Source organism: Lentzea sp. NPDC055074 (assembly GCF_053608005.1).
This window is the reverse complement of the sequence record NZ_JBSGUQ010000010.1, coordinates 134,666-154,566: the sequence shown is the minus strand read 5'-3', so window position 1 is coordinate 154,566 and position 19,901 is coordinate 134,666. Positions and strand designations below refer to the sequence as shown.

General features: G+C 71.1%; 20 protein-coding genes and 1 riboswitch. Of the genes, 3 read left to right on the top strand and 17 right to left on the bottom strand.

Annotated elements, in window-relative coordinates:
* Positions 1–66: 66 nt before the first annotated feature.
* The 12 genes from cobA to ACWF7A_RS23510 form a co-directional block, all read right to left on the bottom strand.
* The gene (cobA, locus tag ACWF7A_RS23565; protein ID WP_452252621.1) at positions 67–1,275 is read right to left on the bottom strand and encodes a uroporphyrinogen-III C-methyltransferase; all 1,209 of its coding nucleotides are present in this window, start codon (positions 1,273–1,275) and stop codon (positions 67–69) included.
* 51 nt (positions 1,276–1,326) lie between these two features.
* The gene (locus ACWF7A_RS23560) at positions 1,327–2,040 is read right to left on the bottom strand and encodes a PIG-L deacetylase family protein (RefSeq protein WP_452252620.1); all 714 of its coding nucleotides are present in this window, start codon (positions 2,038–2,040) and stop codon (positions 1,327–1,329) included.
* A 43-nt stretch (positions 2,041–2,083) separates the two neighbouring features.
* Positions 2,084–2,860, bottom strand: coding sequence for a S1 family peptidase (locus ACWF7A_RS23555; RefSeq protein ID WP_452252619.1), 777 nt, complete (start codon positions 2,858–2,860; stop codon positions 2,084–2,086).
* Positions 2,861–2,983: 123 nt separating this feature from the next.
* Positions 2,984–4,351 (bottom strand): M36 family metallopeptidase, encoded by a 1,368-nt coding sequence (locus ACWF7A_RS23550; protein ID WP_452252618.1) that lies wholly within the window; start codon positions 4,349–4,351, stop codon positions 2,984–2,986.
* A gap of 101 nt (positions 4,352–4,452) precedes the next feature.
* Positions 4,453–5,709 (bottom strand): cobalamin biosynthesis protein, encoded by a 1,257-nt coding sequence (locus ACWF7A_RS23545; RefSeq protein WP_452252617.1) that lies wholly within the window; start codon positions 5,707–5,709, stop codon positions 4,453–4,455.
* Complete coding sequence (locus tag ACWF7A_RS23540; RefSeq protein WP_452252616.1) at positions 5,706–6,527, bottom strand: hypothetical protein; 822 nt, start codon at positions 6,525–6,527, stop codon at positions 5,706–5,708. Before ACWF7A_RS23540 ends, ACWF7A_RS23545 begins: the two co-directional genes overlap by 4 nt.
* The gene (locus ACWF7A_RS23535; RefSeq protein ID WP_452252615.1) at positions 6,527–7,579 is read right to left on the bottom strand and encodes a cobalt-precorrin-4/precorrin-4 C(11)-methyltransferase; all 1,053 of its coding nucleotides are present in this window, start codon (positions 7,577–7,579) and stop codon (positions 6,527–6,529) included. Before ACWF7A_RS23535 ends, ACWF7A_RS23540 begins: the two co-directional genes overlap by 1 nt.
* 33 nt (positions 7,580–7,612) lie before the next feature.
* Positions 7,613–8,992, bottom strand: coding sequence for a cobyrinate a,c-diamide synthase (locus ACWF7A_RS23530; protein WP_452252614.1), 1,380 nt, complete (start codon positions 8,990–8,992; stop codon positions 7,613–7,615).
* Positions 8,993–8,996: 4 nt separating this feature from the next.
* Entirely contained in the window at positions 8,997–9,611 is a 615-nt protein-coding gene (gene cobO, locus ACWF7A_RS23525) for a cob(I)yrinic acid a,c-diamide adenosyltransferase (protein ID WP_452252613.1), read from the bottom strand.
* Between the two features lie 10 nt (positions 9,612–9,621).
* Positions 9,622–11,538 (bottom strand): putative cobaltochelatase, encoded by a 1,917-nt coding sequence (locus ACWF7A_RS23520; protein ID WP_452252612.1) that lies wholly within the window; start codon positions 11,536–11,538, stop codon positions 9,622–9,624.
* Positions 11,539–11,603: 65 nt separating this feature from the next.
* A riboswitch (cobalamin riboswitch) is annotated at positions 11,604–11,662 on the bottom strand.
* Positions 11,663–11,794: 132 nt separating this feature from the next.
* Positions 11,795–12,757 carry a threonine aldolase family protein gene (locus ACWF7A_RS23515; RefSeq protein WP_452252611.1) on the bottom strand — a complete coding sequence of 321 codons (963 nt, stop codon included), beginning with the start codon at positions 12,755–12,757 and terminating at the stop codon, positions 11,795–11,797.
* A gap of 7 nt (positions 12,758–12,764) precedes the next feature.
* Positions 12,765–13,271 (bottom strand): helix-turn-helix domain-containing protein, encoded by a 507-nt coding sequence (locus tag ACWF7A_RS23510; RefSeq protein ID WP_452252610.1) that lies wholly within the window; start codon positions 13,269–13,271, stop codon positions 12,765–12,767.
* Positions 13,272–13,354: 83 nt separating this feature from the next.
* Between ACWF7A_RS23510 and ACWF7A_RS23505 the strand changes: the two genes are divergently transcribed.
* Positions 13,355–14,188, top strand: coding sequence for a quinone oxidoreductase family protein (locus ACWF7A_RS23505; protein ID WP_452252609.1), 834 nt, complete (start codon positions 13,355–13,357; stop codon positions 14,186–14,188).
* Here ACWF7A_RS23505 and ACWF7A_RS23500 read toward each other — a convergent pair.
* A complete protein-coding gene (locus tag ACWF7A_RS23500) occupies positions 14,172–15,233 on the bottom strand; it encodes a hypothetical protein (protein ID WP_452252608.1) in 1,062 nt (353 codons plus the stop codon). The genes ACWF7A_RS23505 and ACWF7A_RS23500 overlap by 17 nt on opposite strands.
* Positions 15,234–15,276: 43 nt before the next feature.
* On the opposite strand from ACWF7A_RS23500, the gene ACWF7A_RS23495 reads away from it, so the two are divergent.
* A complete protein-coding gene (locus ACWF7A_RS23495; RefSeq protein ID WP_452252607.1) occupies positions 15,277–16,470 on the top strand; it encodes an 8-amino-7-oxononanoate synthase in 1,194 nt (397 codons plus the stop codon).
* Here the strand turns inward: ACWF7A_RS23495 and ACWF7A_RS23490 are convergent.
* Together ACWF7A_RS23490 and ACWF7A_RS23485 are read right to left on the bottom strand one after the other, a co-directional pair.
* The gene (locus ACWF7A_RS23490; RefSeq protein ID WP_452252606.1) at positions 16,424–16,882 is read right to left on the bottom strand and encodes a GNAT family N-acetyltransferase; all 459 of its coding nucleotides are present in this window, start codon (positions 16,880–16,882) and stop codon (positions 16,424–16,426) included. The genes ACWF7A_RS23495 and ACWF7A_RS23490 overlap by 47 nt on opposite strands.
* 13 nt (positions 16,883–16,895) lie before the next feature.
* Positions 16,896–17,630, bottom strand: coding sequence for a serine protease (locus ACWF7A_RS23485; protein ID WP_452252605.1), 735 nt, complete (start codon positions 17,628–17,630; stop codon positions 16,896–16,898).
* 148 nt (positions 17,631–17,778) lie between these two features.
* Here ACWF7A_RS23485 and ACWF7A_RS23480 point away from each other — a divergent pair, with 148 nt between their 5' ends.
* Positions 17,779–18,387, top strand: a complete 609-nt coding sequence (locus tag ACWF7A_RS23480) for a LysE family translocator (protein ID WP_452252604.1) — start codon at positions 17,779–17,781, stop codon at positions 18,385–18,387.
* Here ACWF7A_RS23480 and ACWF7A_RS23475 read toward each other — a convergent pair.
* Both ACWF7A_RS23475 and ACWF7A_RS23470 read right to left on the bottom strand, forming a co-directional pair.
* Complete coding sequence (locus ACWF7A_RS23475) at positions 18,384–19,112, bottom strand: S1 family peptidase (protein ID WP_452252603.1); 729 nt, start codon at positions 19,110–19,112, stop codon at positions 18,384–18,386. The two genes, ACWF7A_RS23480 and ACWF7A_RS23475, sit on opposite strands and share 4 nt — an antisense overlap.
* A 14-nt stretch (positions 19,113–19,126) precedes the next feature.
* The gene (locus ACWF7A_RS23470) at positions 19,127–19,900 is read right to left on the bottom strand and encodes a S1 family peptidase (protein WP_452252602.1); all 774 of its coding nucleotides are present in this window, start codon (positions 19,898–19,900) and stop codon (positions 19,127–19,129) included.
* Between the last annotated feature and the right edge of the window lies 1 nt (position 19,901).

Here is a 19,901-nt window from a genome sequence, read left to right as displayed (position 1 = left end):
AACCGGTGGACTTGGCGGCGTGAAAGCAGAGTCCACCGGCTGCGCGGCTTTTGTAAAGAAACTTATCTAAATATTTGCGGAAGCAATGTCGGCGACCGGGCCCACCACGATGATCGCCGGAGGACGGATCTCGTGGGCCTTCACGTCCGCGCCCAGAGCGTCCAAAGTGGACCGCAGAACGCGCTGAGATGCGGTGCTGCCCTCCTGGACCACCGCGACCGGCGTCGACCCGGGACGGCCTTCCATCAACGCCGTGGCGAAAGCACCGGCCCGTTCGACCGCCATCATCAGCACGACGGTGCCCTTGAGACGCGCGATCGCGGACCAGTCGACAAGAGATCGCGGGTCGTCCGGCGCGACGTGACCGGAGACGACGACGACCTCGTGCGCCACGCCTCGGTGCGTCACGGGCACACCGGCCAATGCGGGCACACCGAACGCCGACGTCACGCCCGGCACCACGGTCACGGGGATCCCGGCCTCGGCGCACGCCAGCAGCTCCTCGAAGCCGCGCCCGAAGACGTACGGGTCGCCGCCCTTGAGCCGGACGACGAACTTGCCCTCCTTGGCGCGGTCGATCAGCGTCTGGTTGATGAACTCCTGCGTCGCCGCACGGCCGTAGGGGATCTTCGCCGCGTCCACGACCTCGACGTGCGCGGGCAGTTCCTCCAGCAGCTCGCGCGGGGCGAGCCGGTCCGCGACGACCACGTCCGCGTGCGCCAGCAAGCGCTTGCCCTGCACCGTGATCAGCTCGGGGTCGCCGGGTCCGCCACCGACCAGCGCGACGCCCACAGGCGGTGCGGCCTGATCCGCGATGCGTCCGTCGCGCAACGCGGCCACGAGCCCGTCCCGCACGGAGGCCGACCGGCGATGCTCTCCCCCGGCCAGCACACCAATCAGCATCCCGTCGTGCATCCCGCTGGCCGGCGTAACAGCCGTGCCTTCGACTGCGATGTCCGCGCGCACGCAGAACACACGCTGCGAGAGAGCCTCTTCGCTGATCTGCGCGTTCACCTCGACGTCGGACGTGCACGCCAGCACGTACCAGGCACCCTCGACGTCACCGGCCTCGAACAGCCTCTCGTGCCACGTCAGCTCCCCCGCGTCGACCATGCCCTGGACGGAGGGGGTGACGGACGGCGACACGAGCTCGACGACGGCGCCGGACGCGATCAGGCGAGGAAGACGGCGCTGCGCGACCGTGCCTCCGCCGACCACGAGGACGCGCCGGCCCCGGAGGTCGAGGCCGGCCAGGTAGTGCTGTTCAAAGGGCATGCGTAGAAGCATCCACACGGGACACGCCGTGTCCAGCCGAAGGGAACATGGTCACACGGCCAGCAGCTCGAAAGACGTGGCCAGCACCCCTCCGAAGCGCTGTCCGACCGCTTCTGCCATCGAACGGAGGAACGGCTCGGGATCGGCCATGTCGCCGCTCAACGCCTCCAGGTACGCCTTGTGCGCGCGTAGAGACGCCACGGATGCGTCGAACGAGTCGGTGATGTCCACGGCGTGCGTCGCCAACGGAGAGGACGCCGCCGCCACGTACTTCACGCCTTCCCACTTCTCCAGCCCGAGCTCCGGGAAGATCCACCGGTTGCCCGCGTCCCGGACCGCGTCGACGGCGGCGCGTCCGACGGCGATGTGGTCGGCCATGTTCAGGCCACCACCGGGCCAGGTCTCGCGGTAGTTGCCGGTGATGACGAACTCCGGGCGGTGACGGCGGATGGCCGCCGCGATGTCCCGCCGCAACGGGATGCCGTACTCGATGGTGCCGTCCGGGTGGTCCAGGAACTCGACCTCGGTGACGCCGACGGCCGCACAGGACGCGATCTGCTCCTCGACCCGCAACGGCGCGCAGGCAGCCGGTTCCATCGAGTCGATGCCGTTCTCGCCACGGCACGCGAGCAGGTACTTGATGTTCTTGCCTTGGGCGGTCCAACGCGCGATGGCGCCCGCACCGCCGTACTCCATGTCATCGGGGTGAGCGACGACGACCAGCGCGCTCGACCAGTCTTCCGGTACAGCTTCCAGATCAGACATGCGTGCAGGGTGCGCGCCGGAGCACGCACCCTGCAACACAGGCTTACAGCTGAGCGGTGATCACGGAGTTGTACGACGCGATCCGCGCGTACACACCGGGGTAACCCGCGCCCGCGCAGCCACGTCCCCAGGACGTGGCACCGATGAGCTTGCCGCCGTAGACCAGCGGACCGCCGGAGTCACCCTGGCAGGTGTCGACGCCACCCTGCGGGAAGCCCGCGCACACCATGGAGGTGTTGCTGTACTGCGAGTACGCGGTCTTGCAGGTCGAGTCCGACGTCAGCGGCACGTTCGCCTTGAGCAGGTAGCGCGAGGCGGAACCACCCGAGGACGTGGTGCCCCACCCGAGGATCAGCGCGGAGTTGCCGGCCGCGTAGAGCGCGGTGTCGGCCGGCGTGGCCAGCGGCAGGGTGGCCGAGCTGATGTTGCGGTCGAGCGTCAGCACGGCCACGTCGTAGCCGGAGGTCGCCGTGCGGTAGCTCGGGTGCACCCAGATCCGGGTGACGCTCGCGACCGTGCCCGCGGTGCTCTGCTTGTCGTCGCGTCCGTGCACGACACGCGTGCTGGAGGCCGAGCGGCCGGACACGCAGTGAGCGGCCGTGACGACCTTGTTGGCCTTCACGAGCGTTCCACCGCAGAACTGCGATCCGGACGTGGACGCCAGGTAGACGACCCACGGGTACGTCGAGGTGCTCGCCCGCGTACCACCGACGATCATCGGCGAGACGTCGTCCGCGGTGGCCGGAGGAGCGATGAAGAAGATGCTCGCGAGAGCGGACACCACGACGGACACGATCAGGCGATGCAGGGTTTTCGCCATGTTGCCAGTCCTTCCCTATGACGCTGTGTGTGCAGGGTGTGAAGCACGGCACACACAGCGTCAAGGGCGGAGATTCGGCGGCGTAACCGCCATTAGTCGGACATGTCCGACTTCACTTTTGACTCAGCCGATGCCACGCGCCGTGAAAGCCGCCTGGACGGAGGCGGCGTCGGCGTCGCCGTAGAGCTTCTTCGCCGCCGCGACGGTCGCCTTGGCCGCCGCCGCGAAGTTGGTCGACGGCGAGTAGGAGAACTGCGCCTCCAGGACGATCTTCGCCGACTTGTCGCGGCCGAACTTCTTGTAGATGTCCCACAACGCGCGCGACCAGATCTGGCCGTCGAAGTGCACCTCGCCCTTGCGGTCGGCGTACTTCAGGTCGGTGTCGGTGCGACGCAGGCAGTGCGGCGTCTCGGTCGTGTACGCCGTGGCGTCCCAGTCCATGATGCACGCCAACGGGACCGTGGCCGTGTCCTTGGCGTCCGCGGAGGACATGATCAACGCCCACCAGTCGCCGAAGCCCTCACCGATGGAGCCGCCCTCGACCGTGGAGCCGAAGCCGGGGACCTGGGCGTCCTGGATCGCGTGGCCGAGCTCGTGCCACACCACCTCGACGTCCTCGGCGTCGTCCACGCCGCCCGTGCCGAACGTGATCTGGTCCTTGCTCGGGTCGTAGAACGAGTTGTCCTCGGTCAGACCGAGCGTGGTGATCTTCTGGGCCTCGTTGTTGACGTTGGTGAAGCCGAGGCTCTGGATGTACCTCTGCGCCTCCGTCACGCCCCAGTAGGCGTTGACCTGCTCGAAGAGGTCGTTGGCCCGCGTGTACTCGAACTTGTTGCTCTTGTTGTAAGCGAGCTTGCTCTTGGCGCCGGTCAGCTGGGCGAAGTTGCCCTTGAGGTAACCCGAACCGTCCAGGTTGGACAGCGTGACCGTCTTGTACGCGGCGGCGGGGACGGCCGAGTCGGCGTCGTTGGCGTCCTTGAGGTTCTGGTTCTGCTGCGAGGAAACGGGGTTCGGGCTGAACACCTTGCCGGTGCCGTTCGCGTGCTTGACCAGGCTCTCGGTCTTCACGACCGCACCGGACTCCGCGTGCACCAGCGTGCGCTCGGATCCCTTGCCGTTGTCGGAGATCACCTCGTAGACGAGGCCCGTGCCGGGCAGCACCTTCAGGTTCGCGCCTTCGGGCGCACTGGCCTTGCTCTTGGCCTGCTCGGCCGTGACGGCGGGCGTGACGTCGACCGAACCGACCGCCAGGCGGCCGTCGTCCACGGTCTTCTCACCGGTCGCCTTGTCCACGTGCTCGACGTAGTACGCGCCCAGCACCGGTTTTCCGTCGTAGGTCTGTTCGTACCAGGTGTGCGTGGCGGTCAACGAGTCGCGAACCGTCAGCAGCCGCAGGCCTTCCTTGGGCGCGGCGGCCTGGGCGGTGATCGTCAGCAGGGACAGTGCGACGCCGGCGGTGCAGGCGACAGCGACGAGACGACGGGCTCTCATGCCGGTCTCCAGTGCTTTCGGGCCCGGGCAGGGTGGGCCGTGTGCATGGCGACGCTAATCAAGAAAACTTCAGCGGAGACCCTACGAAAGAAGGAAAAACGTCAGTGTTCCCATACTCCGGGAACAACAATTACGTCGGCTTCGACCGGATTGTCCAGCGTTGGTCCGGTTCCGAAAGCGACGAACGCGACCGCCGCACCCCGAGCGGCCAAATCGCACGCGCCCTCGTGGCGGACTTCGGTGCCAGAGCGCAGAAGCGAGCTGATGGCGTCGATCGCCTCGGGCGTGCCGACCACGAACGCCGCGCGCCGGATCTCCGCCTCCGCCCGCGGTGTGCGCTGCTCGGCCGCACCGGGACCGAGCCCGACGAGAGCGAGCCGGCCTCGCGGCAACACCCGTGCCGCGGCCACGGTCACGTTGTCCCGCTTGAACTTCTCGGCCGCCAGCTCGACCGGCCCGCCGTGCCCGATGCTCCGCGCGCCCCGGAGTGCGGCCGCCTCGGCGACGCTGGCCGTGCCCATCGAGTTGCGCACCACCGAGCTCGGGTTCGGCACGCCGATCTCGGCGAGCTCCTCGGTCGGGAACGTGAGCAGGTCGGCGGTGTCGCCGTGCCAGAAACCCCAGTCCTCCACGGCGTCCACGATGCCGGGTTCGTCCGCCTTGACGTCCGCCGTGGCGAACGCCTTGATGGCCCGCAGGTCCAGCCCGCCCTGAGCGTCCAACTCGGACAGTGCGGCACCAACGCTCGTGGCCGACGCACCACGCGAGGAACCCACACCGACGACGAGCGTGCGCGGCACGATCCGCAGCACGCTCTCCTTCGTCGCGGCGGCCCGGTCGTCGATGACGATCACCCACGTCGCGTCCTCGCCGCCCGCCACCACGTTGGGCGGCAACGCGGGCAACGGGAAGTTCAACGGGTTGCGCAGCACGACCTTCTCGCCCGCCTCGATGGCGGCGGTGCAGGCCGCGACGTCCCCGTCCGCCGTGGCGTCCAGCTGCTCCACCAGCTCGTCCAGCATCGAGTCGACCGTCGGACCGGTCGTCACCACCGCCGTGCGGTTCAGCAGGTCGGCGACGTGGCGGGTGAAGACGTCCGCGTCCCCGGCCAGCGCCACGACGAAATGCTCGTCCACGCACACCACGGCGGGGTCGGATCGCCTGTCCCGCAACAGGGGTGCGACCAGCCGGACCGCGGACCCCGCGTCGAGGAAGAGCACCACGGCACCGAGACGGGGCCAGAGGCTGCGGACGGCGGGCAGGACCTGGCCGTCGGGGACGACGGCGTCGGCGCCGAGGAGACCGGCCAGGTCGGCGGCGTCACCGCGCTGGGCGGGGCCGGCGAACACACCGATCATTTCTTGTTTCCCCACAACAAGGTCACCGGGACCGCCGGAGCGAACCCCGAGTCCAGCAGGCGCGAGGCGGTCCAGTGCACGCCCTCCACCTCGTACCCCGCGGCCGCCAACGCGTCCCGCGCGGGCACGATCTCGTCCACGCTCTCGGTCGCGACGACCACGCGCCGGGCCGACACCGCCGCCGAGGCCTTGACCGCGCTCAGCTCACCCCGGCCGACGAACACCGCGTCCGGGCGCGGCAGCGAGGGCGCGTCCAGCTCGGACTCCTCGACGCGGACGTCGACGCCGTGTGCCGACGCGTTCGCGATGATCCGCACGCACTGCACCGGATCGGGCTCGACCGCGATCACCGCGGCACCGAGCCGGGCGCACTCCACGCCGACCGCGCCGGAACCCGCGAGCACGTCCCACACCAGCACGCCGGGGCGCGGGGCGAGACGGGCCAGCACGAACGCGCGCACCTCGGCGCCGAGCACGTGGGCGCGGCTCGCGAAGGCGTCGTCCGGGAGCGCCCAGCCGTCGTTGGAACGGAGGAACTCGTTGTCCGCCAGGCACAACACGGCGTCCGGGGCAGTCCAGCGGCGGGTCACCGCGTCACGCGGGTCGACCGGGACCAGCTCGCCGGAGTCCTGCACCGTCAGCGTGCGGCGCCAGCCCGCCAGGCCCGCGCCGATCTCCGCGGGGCCGATGCCCTCGGCCAGCCTGACGATCACGGCGGAGTGGGCTCGGCACACGTTCAGCGCGGGGCGCAGGCCGTCCGCCGCGTCGACGATCTCGACGGGGCGGCCCGCTGCCTCCAGCAGCTTCTCGACCGGCATCAGTTAGCGGACCGCTTGGGCTTGCGGACCGGCTTCTTGCGCGACGCGGACGTCGAGACGTTGACCGTCGGCGGCTTCGGCATCTCGGCGGCGACCACCGTCAGCTTCGGCTTCGGCGCGGGCTCCTCGGCGGGCTTGCGCATCGACTGCTGTATTTCCTCCACCGCCGTCCACGCCGGGTTCGGCTCGGCGACGGCGGCCGTGGCAGGGGCGGCGGGGATGGGCTCGTCCGGACGTGCCGGGATCGGCTCGTCCACGCGCGTCGCGATGCGCGAGGCGGCACGGCGCGACCACTTCGTCGGGCGGGCGGCGCGCAACGGCTCGTCGACCGACGTCGTCGCCGAGGTCGACACCCGGCGCGTCGGCGCCTTCACGGCCGCACCGACGAGGAACAGCGTCGGGCGGTAGAGCTTGTGCTTCTTCACGACCGACTCCAGCTCGCCGACCGTGGTGTGCACGACCAGCTCGTCGGCCTGGCTCACCTTGTACGCGACGACGACCGGCGTGGCCTCGGAGTACCCGCCCTGCAGCAGCTTCTCCACGAACTGGCCGGTGCGCGCGCCCGAGACCGTGGCGGCCATCGTGGTCTGCAGCGCGGCGAACTCGCTGACGCGTTCGCTGCTCTCCGGCGAGATCAGCACCGTGGAGAACGCCTCGGTCTGCGTGAGCTCGCGGCCGATCTTGGCGGCCGCGGCGGCGACGACGGACACACCCGGCACGACCTCGACCTCGAGGCCGAGGCGCACGCACAGGTCGTGCTGCTCCTGAACGCCCCCACCGGTCGCGGCGTCGCCCGAGTGCAGGCGCACGACGACCTGGCGCGACGCGGCGGCGCGGCGGTACAGGTCCGTGATCTCCTCCGGCGAGACGCGCGAGAAGTCGACCAGGTCGGCGTCGGCGCGGGCGTGCTCGCGGACGCACTCCGCGTCCACCGCCGTGGGCGCCCAGATGACGACGTCGGCTTCGGCGATGCGGCGCGCGCCTCGCAGGGTGATGAGGTCGGCGGCACCGGGACCGGCGCCGACGAAGGTGACCCGACCGGTCGTCGTCACGACAGCTCCACAGGGGGTTTGGGGGAGAGAGGCTTAAGCGAAGACCGTACCGTCTGCCACTCCGGCCACGAACGGGTGGCAGGCCCGCACGAACCGGGCCACCGCTTCCGGATCACCGGCCGGGTGCGTGTGGAGGTACGACGCGTGCACGCCGCCCACCACGAAACCTTCGGCGACGGGCCGTGAGTCGACGCCGCGCCAGTGCCACGCGGGCGGCGTCGAGTGCGGTGTGGACAGCTGGGTCCGATGGAACTCGTGGCCGGTCACGCGGCTGCCCGGCGGGTGCAGCGGCGAGCCCGCGGACGCCACCGCGTCCCGGTAGCCCAGGGTCAGCTTCGGGGTCATGAACCCCTCGGCGTCGAGCACGCCGCACATCGGGTGCCCGTCGAGCGAGCGCGCGAGGTACAGCAACCCTCCGCATTCGGCGTGGACCGGCGCACCCGATCGAGCGAACCGGGCCACCGCCTCGCGCAACTTCACGTTGCCCGACAGCGCTTCCGCGTGCTGCTCGGGAAATCCGCCCGGGAGGACGAGCCCGGAGGTTCCTTCCGGAAGCTCCTCGTCGTGCAGCGGATCGAGGACGGCCACCGCCGCGCCCGCCGCCTTCAGCACCTCGACGTGCTCGGCGTAGCCGAACGTGAACGCCGCTCCGCCCGCGACGGCGACCACCGGTTCGTCCGCCACGCGCTCGACCTGCGGCTCCCACGCGGCGACGGCCATCGCGGGCACCGACTGCGCCAGCCTGCGGACCGCGTCGAGGTCGACGTGCCTGGCCACGGCGGCGGCGATCGCGTCCACCGCGGCGACGGCCTCCGGCCCGTGCTCGGCCGCCGTCACGAGCCCCAGGTGCCGTGAGGGCAGGGAGAACTGCGGATCGCGTGGCAGCACGCCGAGCACGTCGAGGCCCACCTCGTCGCACGCCGACCGCAGCACCTGCTCGTGCCGTTCCGACCCGACCTGGTTGAGGATCACGCCGCCGAGCCGGACCGTCGGGTCGTAGCCGCGGAACCCGTGCAGCAGCGCGGCGAGCGACCGGCTCTGCCCGCGAGCGTCCACGACGAACAGCACGGGCGCGTTGATCAGCTTGGCGACGTGCGCGGTCGAGCCGATGCCTGCGGTGTCGATGCGGCCGTCGAACAGCCCCATCACGCCCTCGACCACGGCGATGTCGCAGCCCTTGGCACCGTGCGCGAAGAGCCCCGGGACGCGGTGCTCGCCGACCATGACGGGGTCGAGGTTGCGACCGGGGCGGTCCGTGGCGAGCGAGTGGTAGCCGGGGTCGATGTAGTCGGGGCCGACCTTGAACGGCGCCACCCGCGACCCGGCCCGGCGCAGCGCCGCCATCAGGCCCGTCGCGACGGTGGTCTTGCCGCTGCCCGAGGCGGGGGCGGCGACGACCAGCCTGTTCACCATCCGGTCACCACTCGATCCCCCGCTGGCCCTTCTGACCGGCGTCCATCGGGTGCTTGACCTTGGTCATCTCCACCACGAGGTCGGCGGCGTCGGCCAGCTTCTGCGGCGCGTACCTGCCGGTGATCACGACGTGCTGGTGGCCGGGCCTGTTCGCGAGCGTCTCCACGACCTCGTCGACGTCGATCCACCCCCAGTGCAGCGGGTACGTGAACTCGTCGAGCACGTAGAAGCCGTGGCGTTCGGTGTTGATCCGGCGCTGGATCTCGTGCCAGCCCTCGAGAGCGGCCGAGGCGTGGTCGTCCTCGGTGCCCTGCTTGCGGGTCCAGGACCAGCCCTCGCCCATCTTGTGCCACTCGACGGCGCCGCCCTCGCCGGTCTCGTCGTGCAGCCGGCCGAGCGCCTTGAACGCGGACTCCTCGCCCACCTTCCACTTGGCGGACTTCACGAACTGGAACACACCGATGTCCCAGCCCTGGTTCCAGCCGCGCAGCGCCATGCCGAACGCCGACGTCGACTTCCCCTTCATCTCGCCGGTGTGCAGCATCAGCAACGGCCGGTTGCGGCGCTGGCGGGTGGTCAGGCCGTCCTTCGGCACCTCGGTGGGTTGTCCTTGAGGCACAACGATCTCCTTATGCGGCCCGGACGACGCCGGCGAGGTGGTCGGCGGACAGCTGCTCGAGGCGGACACAGGTGCCCTGCAGCGCTTCGGCGATCTTCTGGGCGAGGCCGAGGCGGACGTGGCCCTGTTCGCAGTCCACGACCACGACGGCGGTCTGTTCGAGCAGGCCCGCGGCCTTGAGCGCGTCCTTGGTCGGGTCTCCCCCGAGGCCGGACGACGTCGCGCGGCCGTCGGTCAGCAGCACCACCAGGGGCCGCTTCCGCGGGTCGCGCAGCCGTTCGATCTCCAGCACGCGGTGGGCCTTGAGCAGGCCGTCCGCGAGCGGGGTGCGGCCGCCGGTGCGCATCTTCTTCAGGCGCGCGGCCGCCGCGTCGACGGACGTGGTCGGGGGCAGCGCGACCTCGGCGGTCTGGCCGCGGAACGTCACCACGCCGACCTTGTCGCGGCGCTGGTAGGCGTCGCGCAGCAACGAGATCACCGCACCGCTGACCGCCGCCATCCGCTTCTGCGCCGCCATCGAGCCCGAGGCGTCGACGACGAACAGGACGAGGTTCGACTCCTTGCCCTCCCGCACGGCCTTGCGCAGGTCGGCGGCGGTCAGCAGCAGTCCTGGTCCGCTGCGGCCCCGCGCCGTCTGGTGCGGCGCGGCGTTGGTCAGGGTGTCGACCAGGTGCAGCCCACTTCCATCCACTGTGGACGAACGAACGATCCGGCCGGTGCGGGCACGGGCCCGGGAACGCTTGCCGGGCGCGCCTTCTCCGACTCCGGGCACCTCCAGCAGCCGCGCCTTGAACGCGGGCGAGGGCTCCGGTGCCGGACGGTCCTGCGGCGCGTTCCCGTTGCCCTTGGGGCCTTCCTGCGGTTCGGGCAGCTCGCCGCCGCCGGGGCCGTCGTCGTCCGGACCCTCGTCCGGGCCCTCGTCGGGCTCCGCGGCGTGCTCGGCCGCCTGCTTCATCGCGTCCTCGAGCTGCTGCTCCTCGATGCCGGGCTCGTCGAACGGGTCACGGCGGCGCCGGTGCGGCAGCGCGAGCCGGACGGCGGTCTCGACGTCCTGCTCCTCGACCTCGGAGGCACCCCGCCACGCCGCGTGGGCGGTGGCGGCACGGGCGACGACGAGGTCCGCGCGCATGCCGTCGACCTCGAAAGCCGCGCAGACGGCGGCGATCCGGCGCAGCTCACCGTCCGGAAGGGACACACCGGCGAGCTTCGACCGAGCCTCGGTGATCCGCTGCTTGAGCTGGGCGTCCTCGCCGGCCCACTTCGCCGCGAACGTCACGGGGTCGGCCTCGTAGGCGAGCCGGCGCCGGATGACCTCGGTGCGCACCCCGACGTCCCGCGCGGCCTTCACCGCCACGGTCAGCCCGAACCGGTCGAGCAGCTGCGGCCGCAGCTCGCCCTCCTCCGGGTTCATGGTGCCGACCAGCAGGAACTGCGACGGGTGCGAGACCGAGACGCCCTCGCGCTCGACGTGCGCGCGCCCCATGGCGGCGGCGTCGAGCAGCAGGTCGACCAGGTGGTCGTGCAGCAGGTTGACCTCGTCGACGTAGAGGACGCCCCGGTGCGCCGCGGCCAGCAGGCCGGGCTGGAACGCCCGCACGCCCTCGGTCAGCGCCTTCTCCAGGTCGAGCGAGCCGACCAGCCGGTCCTCGGTGGCGCCGACGGGCAGCTCCACGAGCCGGGCCGGCCGCCGGTCGACACCGTCGTGCGGCGCGTCGGGGCAGTCGGTGGTGCCGGGCAGGCAGCCGAACCGGCAGCCCGCCGAGACGTCGAGCTCCGGCAGCAACGCGGCGAGGGCACGCACGATGGTCGACTTCGCGGTCCCCTTCTCGCCGCGGACGAGAACGCCGCCGATGCCGGGGTGCACGGCGTTCAGCAGCAGGGCCAGCCGGAGGTCGTCGTGGCCGACGACAGCCGAAAAGGGGAACATGCTCGGCGAAGTCCTTCCTCGGGTGTCCACGCCCGCGGTCAGGGTGAAGAGGGGGACGAGTTCCTGACTCCCGACTCGCGGTCGGTCACAGTCGCGGGACGGCGCCGGAGTCACACCGGCTTCCTCGCACTCCCCTCACAGCCCCGGCATCGTCGCATTTCGCACGGCCGGGTGTAACAGCCAGGTGAGCGACGTCGCCTTTGGGCCTGTGCCGGAGTCCGGCCCGGCTGTCGCGGACCAGACTCCGGCACACGCCCTAGATCAGGCTCCGGAACTCCGCCCAGGCCTCCCCGACCTCGTCCGCCGTCCACTCGAGCGCGGGCTCCGCGATCGTGATCTCGGTCTTCGCGAGCGTCCCGTCGCGCCAGAACCCGCCGAGGAACTTCCCGCCGATCTCCTTGAGCCGCGCGGGGTCACCGGGCAGGTGCAGCGCGAACTGGTGGGTGTGCGGTTCGGGCAGGTCCATGGCGGCGGCCACGACCTTGGCGTGCTCGACCTGGGCGCCCAGGCGGGGCAGCACCGTGTCGAGGCCGTGCAGCGCGGAGAGCGCCGCGGGCCACTGCTGGAACAGCATGCCGCCGTACCGGTGCCGCCAGACCCGTGCCTGGTCGACGAAGTCCTGAGTGCCCGCGAGCGCCGCGCCGGAGATGCCTTCGAGGGACTTGTAGAACGACACGTAGACCGAGTCGAACAGTCCCGCGATCTCGGTCAGCGGCTTGCCCAGGCCGAACGTGCTCTCCCACAGCCGCGCGCCGTCGAGGTGCACGACCGCGTCGCGTTCCCGGGCGGCGTCGACCAGCGAGGTCAGCTCGTCCCAGGTCGGCAGGACGAACCCGGCCTCGCGGTCCGGCACCTCCAGCAGGAGCGTGCCGAACGGTTCGGGGCACGAGCTGACGTCGGAGTTGCGCACCTTGATCGGGCGGAGCCCGGACAGCACGGTCAGCGCGTCGTCCTCGTGGTGCAGCGGGTGCGCCTGCGGGTGCATCGCGACGATCGGGTTGTGCGTGCGGTCGGCCCAGCACTTCAACGCGATCTGCTGCGCCATCGTCCCGGTCGGCACGAACAGCGCGGCCTCGGTGCCCAGGAGCTCCGCCACCCGCGTCTCCAGCGCTCCCACCGGGCCGCCGTCGCCGTAGCGGTCGGGGTCGACGTCCGGCACGGGGCCGAGCGTCTCCAGCAACGTCTTCTTGCGGACTCCGGAGAGCTGACGGTTCAACACCCCCGCATCAAACCCCAGCGGCGAGCGTGTCGGCGAGCGAAATGACGCCCGCTCGGATCTCGCCGGCCGTCATGCCCTGGGCCAGCAGGAACTCGATGTGCTCACCCCGGAGCACTGCCAGCACGGTGTGCGCCGCGAAGGTCGAGCCGACGAGCCGGGCGAGCCGCTCGACGGTGATCCGGAAGTTGCCCTCGCAGCTGCGCGCCGTCGTCCGTTCCACCGCGATGACCAGCGGCAACGACTCCAGCACGTGGTCGAACAGCGTGCCGGCGAACTCCCCCGCGGTCCGGCACTCCAGCGACGCGGTCTGGATCCACGACGCCGCCGTCTCGTCGACCACGGCCCGGACCAGACCCGCCTTGTCGCCGAAGCGGCGGAACACGGTGCCCTTGCCGACGCCCGCCGCCGTGGCCACGTCCTCCACGGACACGGCCTCGATGCCGCGTTCGCTGATCAGCCGGGTGGCGGCGGCGAGGATCGCGGCTCGGTTGCGGGCTGCGTCGGCGCGTTCCACGGGCTTCTCCCTTGACACAAGCGGACTGTCGGTCCGTATAGTAGCAACCGGACCGACGGTCCGCTTATCGGGGAGGTTCGGGGATGAAGGCAGTGCGGTTCCACGAGTTCGGCGCGCCCGACGTGCTGCGGGTCGAGGAGGTGCCGGACCCGGCCGGCGACACGCTCGTCGACGTCACCGCGATCGGGCTCAACTACGGCGAGACGGTCATCCGCCGGGGCAAGGGGAAGGAGCTGTTCCCCTGGTATCCCGGACCGGCGCTGCCCGTCGTGCTGGGTTCCGAGGTCGTGGGCACCACGAAGGACGGCCGCCGGGTGATGGGCGTGCCGCGCGACGGCGCCTACGCCACGAAGGCCGTCGTCGAGCACCCGATCGACGTCCCCGACGGCGTGGGCGACCACGAGGCGCTCGCCCTGCTCCTGCAGGGCACCACGGCGGTCGCGGCGGCCAAGGCGGCGCGCATCCGGCCCGGCGACCGGGTGCTGGTCGAGGCGGCGTCCGGGGGCGTGGGCAGCCTGCTCGTGCAGCTTGCGGAACGGGCGGGCGCGATCGTGCTCGCCGCGTCCAGCAAGGGCGGGATCGGCTACGACTGGACCGGCCTCGACCCGGTCGACGTCGTGTTCGAGTCGATCGGCGGTGAGGTCGGGAAGCGCGCGTTCGAGCTGCTCAGGGACGGCGCCGGCAGGATGGTGGTCTTCGGCTGCGCCAGTGGTGAGCCGCTGGACGTGACGGCGAGCGACGTCTTCCGCAAGGGCGTCGCGGTCATGGGTCTCCCCCACGGCACCACCCCGGAGGAGGTGTTCGCGCTGGACCTCGACCCCGTGCTCGGCGACGTCTACCGGCTCGACGAGATCGCCGACGCGCACCGGGCGCTCGAGGCCCGCACCACGCGGGGCAAGCTCATCGCGCGACCGTGACCGCCTTGGGCGCGCGGAACGACAGCAGGTTCAGCCACTCCGGGTCCGGCCCGACGAGGTGCAACGACGGCTCGTGCTCGGCCACCGTCCGCAACGTCACGGCGGCCTCCAGCCGAGCCAGTCCCGCGCCGAGGCAGAAGTGGCGGCCGTACCCGAACGCGAGATGCCGGGGATCGGTTTCCTTACCGCTCAACAACAACACGAGCTCCGCGCCGGCAGGCACACGCACACCGGACAACACGACCTCACGCGCGGTCAGCCGCCGCCACGTCACCACGGGCGTCTCGGTCCGCAGCACGTCCTCGACGAACGCCTCGGCCACACCGGGTTCGGGCAGCCGCGCCCACACCGCGCGGTCCTGCAACGCACGGCGCAACGCCGTCGACAACAGCTGGGTCGTCGTCTCCTGGCCCGCGATCAACAGGAAGTAGCAGAGACCGGCGGAGTCCTCCGCGGACACTCCGGCATCGGCCAGCGCGCAGAACAGCTCGCCGTCGCGGGCGTGGTAGCGCTTGATCAGCCACTGGTGGAAGTCGCCGACGTCGTCGACCAGCTCCAGCTGCCGTTCACGGGTGATGTCACCCCAGAAGAACTCCAGCGAACCGGTGCTCCACCGCTTCAACGTCGGAATGTCGACGTTCTGACATTCGAGCAGCTCCATCAGCACGATCGCGGGCAGGTCCCACGCGAGCGACCGCACGAGATCCGCGCCACCCAGGCGTTCCAAAACCAGGGACCGGATGCGAGGCTCCGCAGCGGCGACGCGCGCGGGCGTGAAGAACGACGCGACCAGCCGCCGCAGCTCCGCGTGGGACGAGGACCCGTTGTTCGCGAGCGTCGGCGGCAGGGAGAAGCGGGCGCGGACCAGTGACCGCAACGCCGCCGGCGCCACCGGTGTCACGGCGGTCAGCGCGTTGTCGGGCAGGTATGTGACCGGATCGGCCAGAACCGCACGCACGTCGTCATACGAGGACACCACCCAGCGTCCGCCGAGGAACTGCACCGGCGAGGTGAGTTCGGCGCGCGTGAAGGTGAACAGGTCCACGAGCGGCACGCTAGCGGGCGGATGGGAGACTCAGGCGGTGACCGTGAGCACAACTGAGGCGATTTCCAGTGGTGGTGAGTCGACGTTCGACTGGATCGACGTCCGCTCTGAAGCGCGAGCCAAGGCGGGTCTGACCCGGCGGCTGCGGCCCCGGACGTCGGACTCGACGGACCTCGACCTCGCGAGCAACGACTACCTCGGCCTCGCCAAGGACAAGCGGGTCGCGGGTGCCGCGGCCGCCGCCACGCTGAAGTGGGGCGCGGGGTCCACGGGGTCGCGCCTGGTCACGGGCTCGACGGAGCTGCACGCGGAGCTGGAGTTCGAGCTCGCGAACTTCTGCGGCTCGCAGTCGGCGCTGGTGTTCAGCAGCGGGTACATGGCGAACCTCGCCGCGGTCACGGCGCTGACGGGCCCCGGCACGGCGATCGTCGCCGACCAGCACATCCACGCGTCGCTGATCGACGGCACGCGGTTGTCGAAGGCCGACGTCGTCGTCGCGGACCACTGCGACGTCGGCAAGGTCAGGCACGCGCTCGAGACCCGCGGCAAGCGGCGCGCGATCGTCGTCACGGACTCGGTGTTCAGCGTCGACGGCGACATCGCCCCGCTGAACGAGCTGCACGAGGTCTGCCGCGCGACGGGCGCCGCGCTCGTCGTGGACGACGCGCACGGACTCGGCGTGGTCGGGCCCGGTGGCCGGGGCGCGGTGGCCGCGGCGGGCATCATCAAGGCGCCGGACGTGATCACCACGCTGACGCTGAGCAAGTCGCTGGGCGCGCAGGGCGGTGCGGTCCTCGGCCCGAGCCGGGTGATCAAGCACCTGATCGACACCGCGCGCCCGTTCATCTTCGACACCGGCCTCGCGCCCAGCAGCGCGGCGGCGGCCCTCGCGGCGATCAAGATCCTGCGCGAGGAGCCGGACCGTCCCGAGCGGGCGCTGACCGTGGCGCACGACCTGAGCCACCGCCTGAAGGAGGCCGGCTTCCAGGTCAGCACGCCGACGGCCGCCGTCGTGAGCGTGCGCGCGCCCAGCCCCGAGCAGGCGTTCCAGTGGGCCGAGACCTGCCGCACGAGCGGTGTGGTCGTCGGCTGCTTCCGGCCGCCGTCGGTGCCGGACCAGATCAGCAGGCTGCGGCTCACCGCGCGCGCCGATCTGACCGAGGCCGACATCGAGCGCGCGGTGCGCGTGATCAGCGAGAGCGCCGCATCCGCAGGTGTGGGATCCCGTCGTCCATGAACTCGTCGCCCTCGGCGACGAACCCGAACGACGCGTAGAAGTCGGCGACGTACGTCTGCGCGTCGAGCACTGACGGTGTGGTGCCGATGTCCACGAGCGCGGCCTGCATCAGGCGACGGCTGTAGCCGCGGCCGCGGGCCATGCGCGCGGTGGCGACGCGGCCGACGCGGAACGTGCCGTCGGGTTCCTCGAGCAACCGCAGGTAGGCGACCGGATCGTGCGATCCCTCGGCCTCCAGCCAGAAGTGCCGTGTGCCCTGCTCGAGATCTCGGCCGTCCGCGTCCGCGTAGACGCAGTTCTGCTCGACGACGAAGACTTCCTGACGCAGCCGCAGGATCGCGTAGAGCTGGGCGGGGCTCAGGTCGAGCCCCCACTGCCGGCGCAGGGTGGCGGGAAACTGTGTGGTTCGCACCTGGTCGTGGATATCAGAAGCCCAGCGTCTGCCGGTAGTTCGCGAGCCGGGTGTAGACACCGGGTTCGTCCGGGCGAGCGCAGCCCCGGCCGAACGACACGACGCCCGCGAGCCTGCCGCGCACCACGAGCGGACCGCCCGAGTCGCCCGTGCAGGCGTCCCGGCCACCGCGCCCGGCGCACAGCATCGCGCCCGGCCGGTAGTCCGGTTCCTTCAGCAGGCACTCGGAGTCGGACAGGATCGGCACCGTCACCTTGCGCAGCGACATCGCGGGCGGGGTGTTCTCGGCGGTGCGGCCCCAGCCGAGCACCGTCCCGTCGTCACCGACCTCGCCGAGCGCGATCGTCCGGTACGGCACCTGCTGGGCCAGCGTCAGGACCGCCACGTCGTCGCCCTTGGTGACCTCGACGTAGTCGGGGTGGCGCCACACGCTCGCGACGGCCGACTCGACGCCCTCGCCCTTCTGCCGCAGGTCGGTGCGGCCGGCGACCACGCGCAGCTGCTCGGCGGGGCGCTGGTTCTTGCCGAGGACGCCCTTGAGCGTCACGCAGTGCGCGGCCGTCATGACCTTGTCCGGGGCGACGAGCGCGCCGCCGCAGATCAGCTGACCGTCCGTGGTGGTGATCGCCACAACCCACGGGGTGTCCGCCACCCGCGCGGGTGTCCCCCCGACGATCGCATCAGCCGACGTACCGCCGCTGACCAGCGCGACAACCGCTACCAGCACGGCCAACCGCTTACCCCTCACGGACCACTCCTCGTTGCGCCAGGTGGACGACCGGTCACCAACGGTAGCGATCGCGCTAGGACGGCGTCAAAACCGAAGATTCTCGTGCTAATGTCCCGTTAGGCCGGAGATTTTGCGGCCTGTGTCATAGATCACGGGGGTATGTACGGTGTTGTTCGACTTCGGCCAGGTTCCGGCCTTCCTCATCGCGTGTGCGGTCGTCATCGTGACCCCCGGCGTGGACGCGTTCCTGCTCCTGCGCACGTCACTGCGCTCCGGCACCCGCGCGGGACTGCTCGCGCTGGGCGGCATCCACACGGCCGCGGCGGTCCAGGTCGCGCTGGTCATCTCGGGCCTCGGCGTGGTGCTCGCGCGGTACCCGATGGCGCTCACCGCGTTGCGCTGGATCGGTGCGGGCTACCTGCTCTACCTCGCGGTTTCCATCACGCGCGGGCTGATCAGGCGCACCGGTGGCGAGCCGGAGGAGGCCATGAGCGCGCGACCGTTCCGGCAGGGCTTCCTGACCAACATCACGAACCCGAAGATGATCCTGTTCTCGCTGGCTTTCCTGCCGCAGTTCATCGGATCGGGTGAACCGGCACCGCAGCTCACGATGCTCGCGGTCGTGTTCCTCGGACTCGCGGCGGTCTGGGAGCTGATGATCGTGCTGGCGGCGTCCCGCGTCGCGGGCAAGCTCAAGCGCCCCGGCGTGACGACCGCGCTGGACGCGGTGTGCGCGGCCGTCTTCCTGACGATGTCCGTCGGGCTCGTCCTCTAACCCAGGTACGTCGCCACTCGCGTGTAGACGCCGGGCGAGTGCGGACGAGCGCAGCCCGTGCCCCACGAGACGATGCCCGCCAACCGTCCGTCGATCACGAACGGGCCGCCGGAGTCGTCGAGGCACGCGTCGATGCCGCCGTCGGGATATCCCGCGCAGAACATGGCCTCGGCGTCGTAGCGGGCATGGGCCGCGGCGCACTGCTCGTCCGGCACGATCGGGATGTAGGCCTTGTGCAGCAACGGACTCTTGTTCGTGTCGTGCTCGGCCTGCTGCCCCCAGCCGTACACGACGCCGACGCTGCCGCCCATGTACGCGGTGGACGCGGCGATCGGCAGCGGCGGGTACGGCATCGGCTCGGTGAGCGTCAGCACGGCGAGGTCCTTGCCGCTGGACGGCGTCGTGTAGCCGTCGACCAGGCGGAAGGACGCCACCAGCGAGGTCGAACCGCCGTCGGTGCGCAGGTCGAGCCGGCCGCCGACAACGCTGATCGAGGCGGGCATGCGGCCGTGGACGCAGTGCGCCGCCGTGGCCACCTCACGCGGCCCGAGGAGCGCTCCGCCGCAGAACTGCAGGCCCGAGGGCGTCGTCAGGGCGACCATCCACGGCACCTCGGCGGCGTCGTCCACCACGACGCCGCCGACGATCCTGGGTGTCGCGTGAACCGGGGTCGCCGTGATCACGAGCAGAGCCAGAATCGCCGGCAACACGCGTGTGATTCCCATCGGTGCGCAGACCTCTACGGGTCGACGACCACGGGCGGAGCGTCCACGACCGCGTGAAGGTCCTTGGCGTAACGGGAGATCCGGACGTACACGCCCGGCTTGTTCTTGCGCGCGCAGCCCTCACCCCACGACGTGACGCCGACGAGCTTGCCGTCCACCACGATCGGGCCGCCCGAGTCGCCCTGGCAGGTGTCGACCTTGCCGCCCTCGTAGCCCGCGCAGAACATGTCCGCCTTGACGAACTGCGGGTAGGTGTCGACGCAGAACGCGTCCGGCAGCACCGGAACGGTGGCCTGCATGAGGAAGCGCGAGGTCTTGCCGTTCTCGGCGGTGCGCCCCCAGCCGAGCGCGCGCAGCGCCGTGCCGGGCTCGTAGAGCGCCCGATCGGACAGTTCGGCGAGCGGCAGCGGTTCGTAGGGCAGGGCGTCCGCGAGCGTCAGGACGGCGACGTCCTCGCCCTCGTCAGCCGAGACGTACTGCTTGTGGATCCAGATCTTCGTGACGGCGGCCGTCACCCCGGCCCTGCGGTCCTGCTTGTCCTCGCGACCGGCGACGACCTGCACGTCCCGCGGACCGCGGCCCAGCGCGCAGTGGGCGGCGGTGAGCACCTTCGTCGGCGCGACGACCGTGCCGCCGCAGAACTGGGCGCCCCGGTCGTCGACCAGGTAGACGACCCAGGGGTTGGCCTTGATGGACGCCCGCTCACCGCCAACGACCTGCTCGTTGGCGGCGGCGGTGCCTGTCGACGCGAGCAAAGCGGAGAGAACCAACACCAGGAGTCGTCTCATG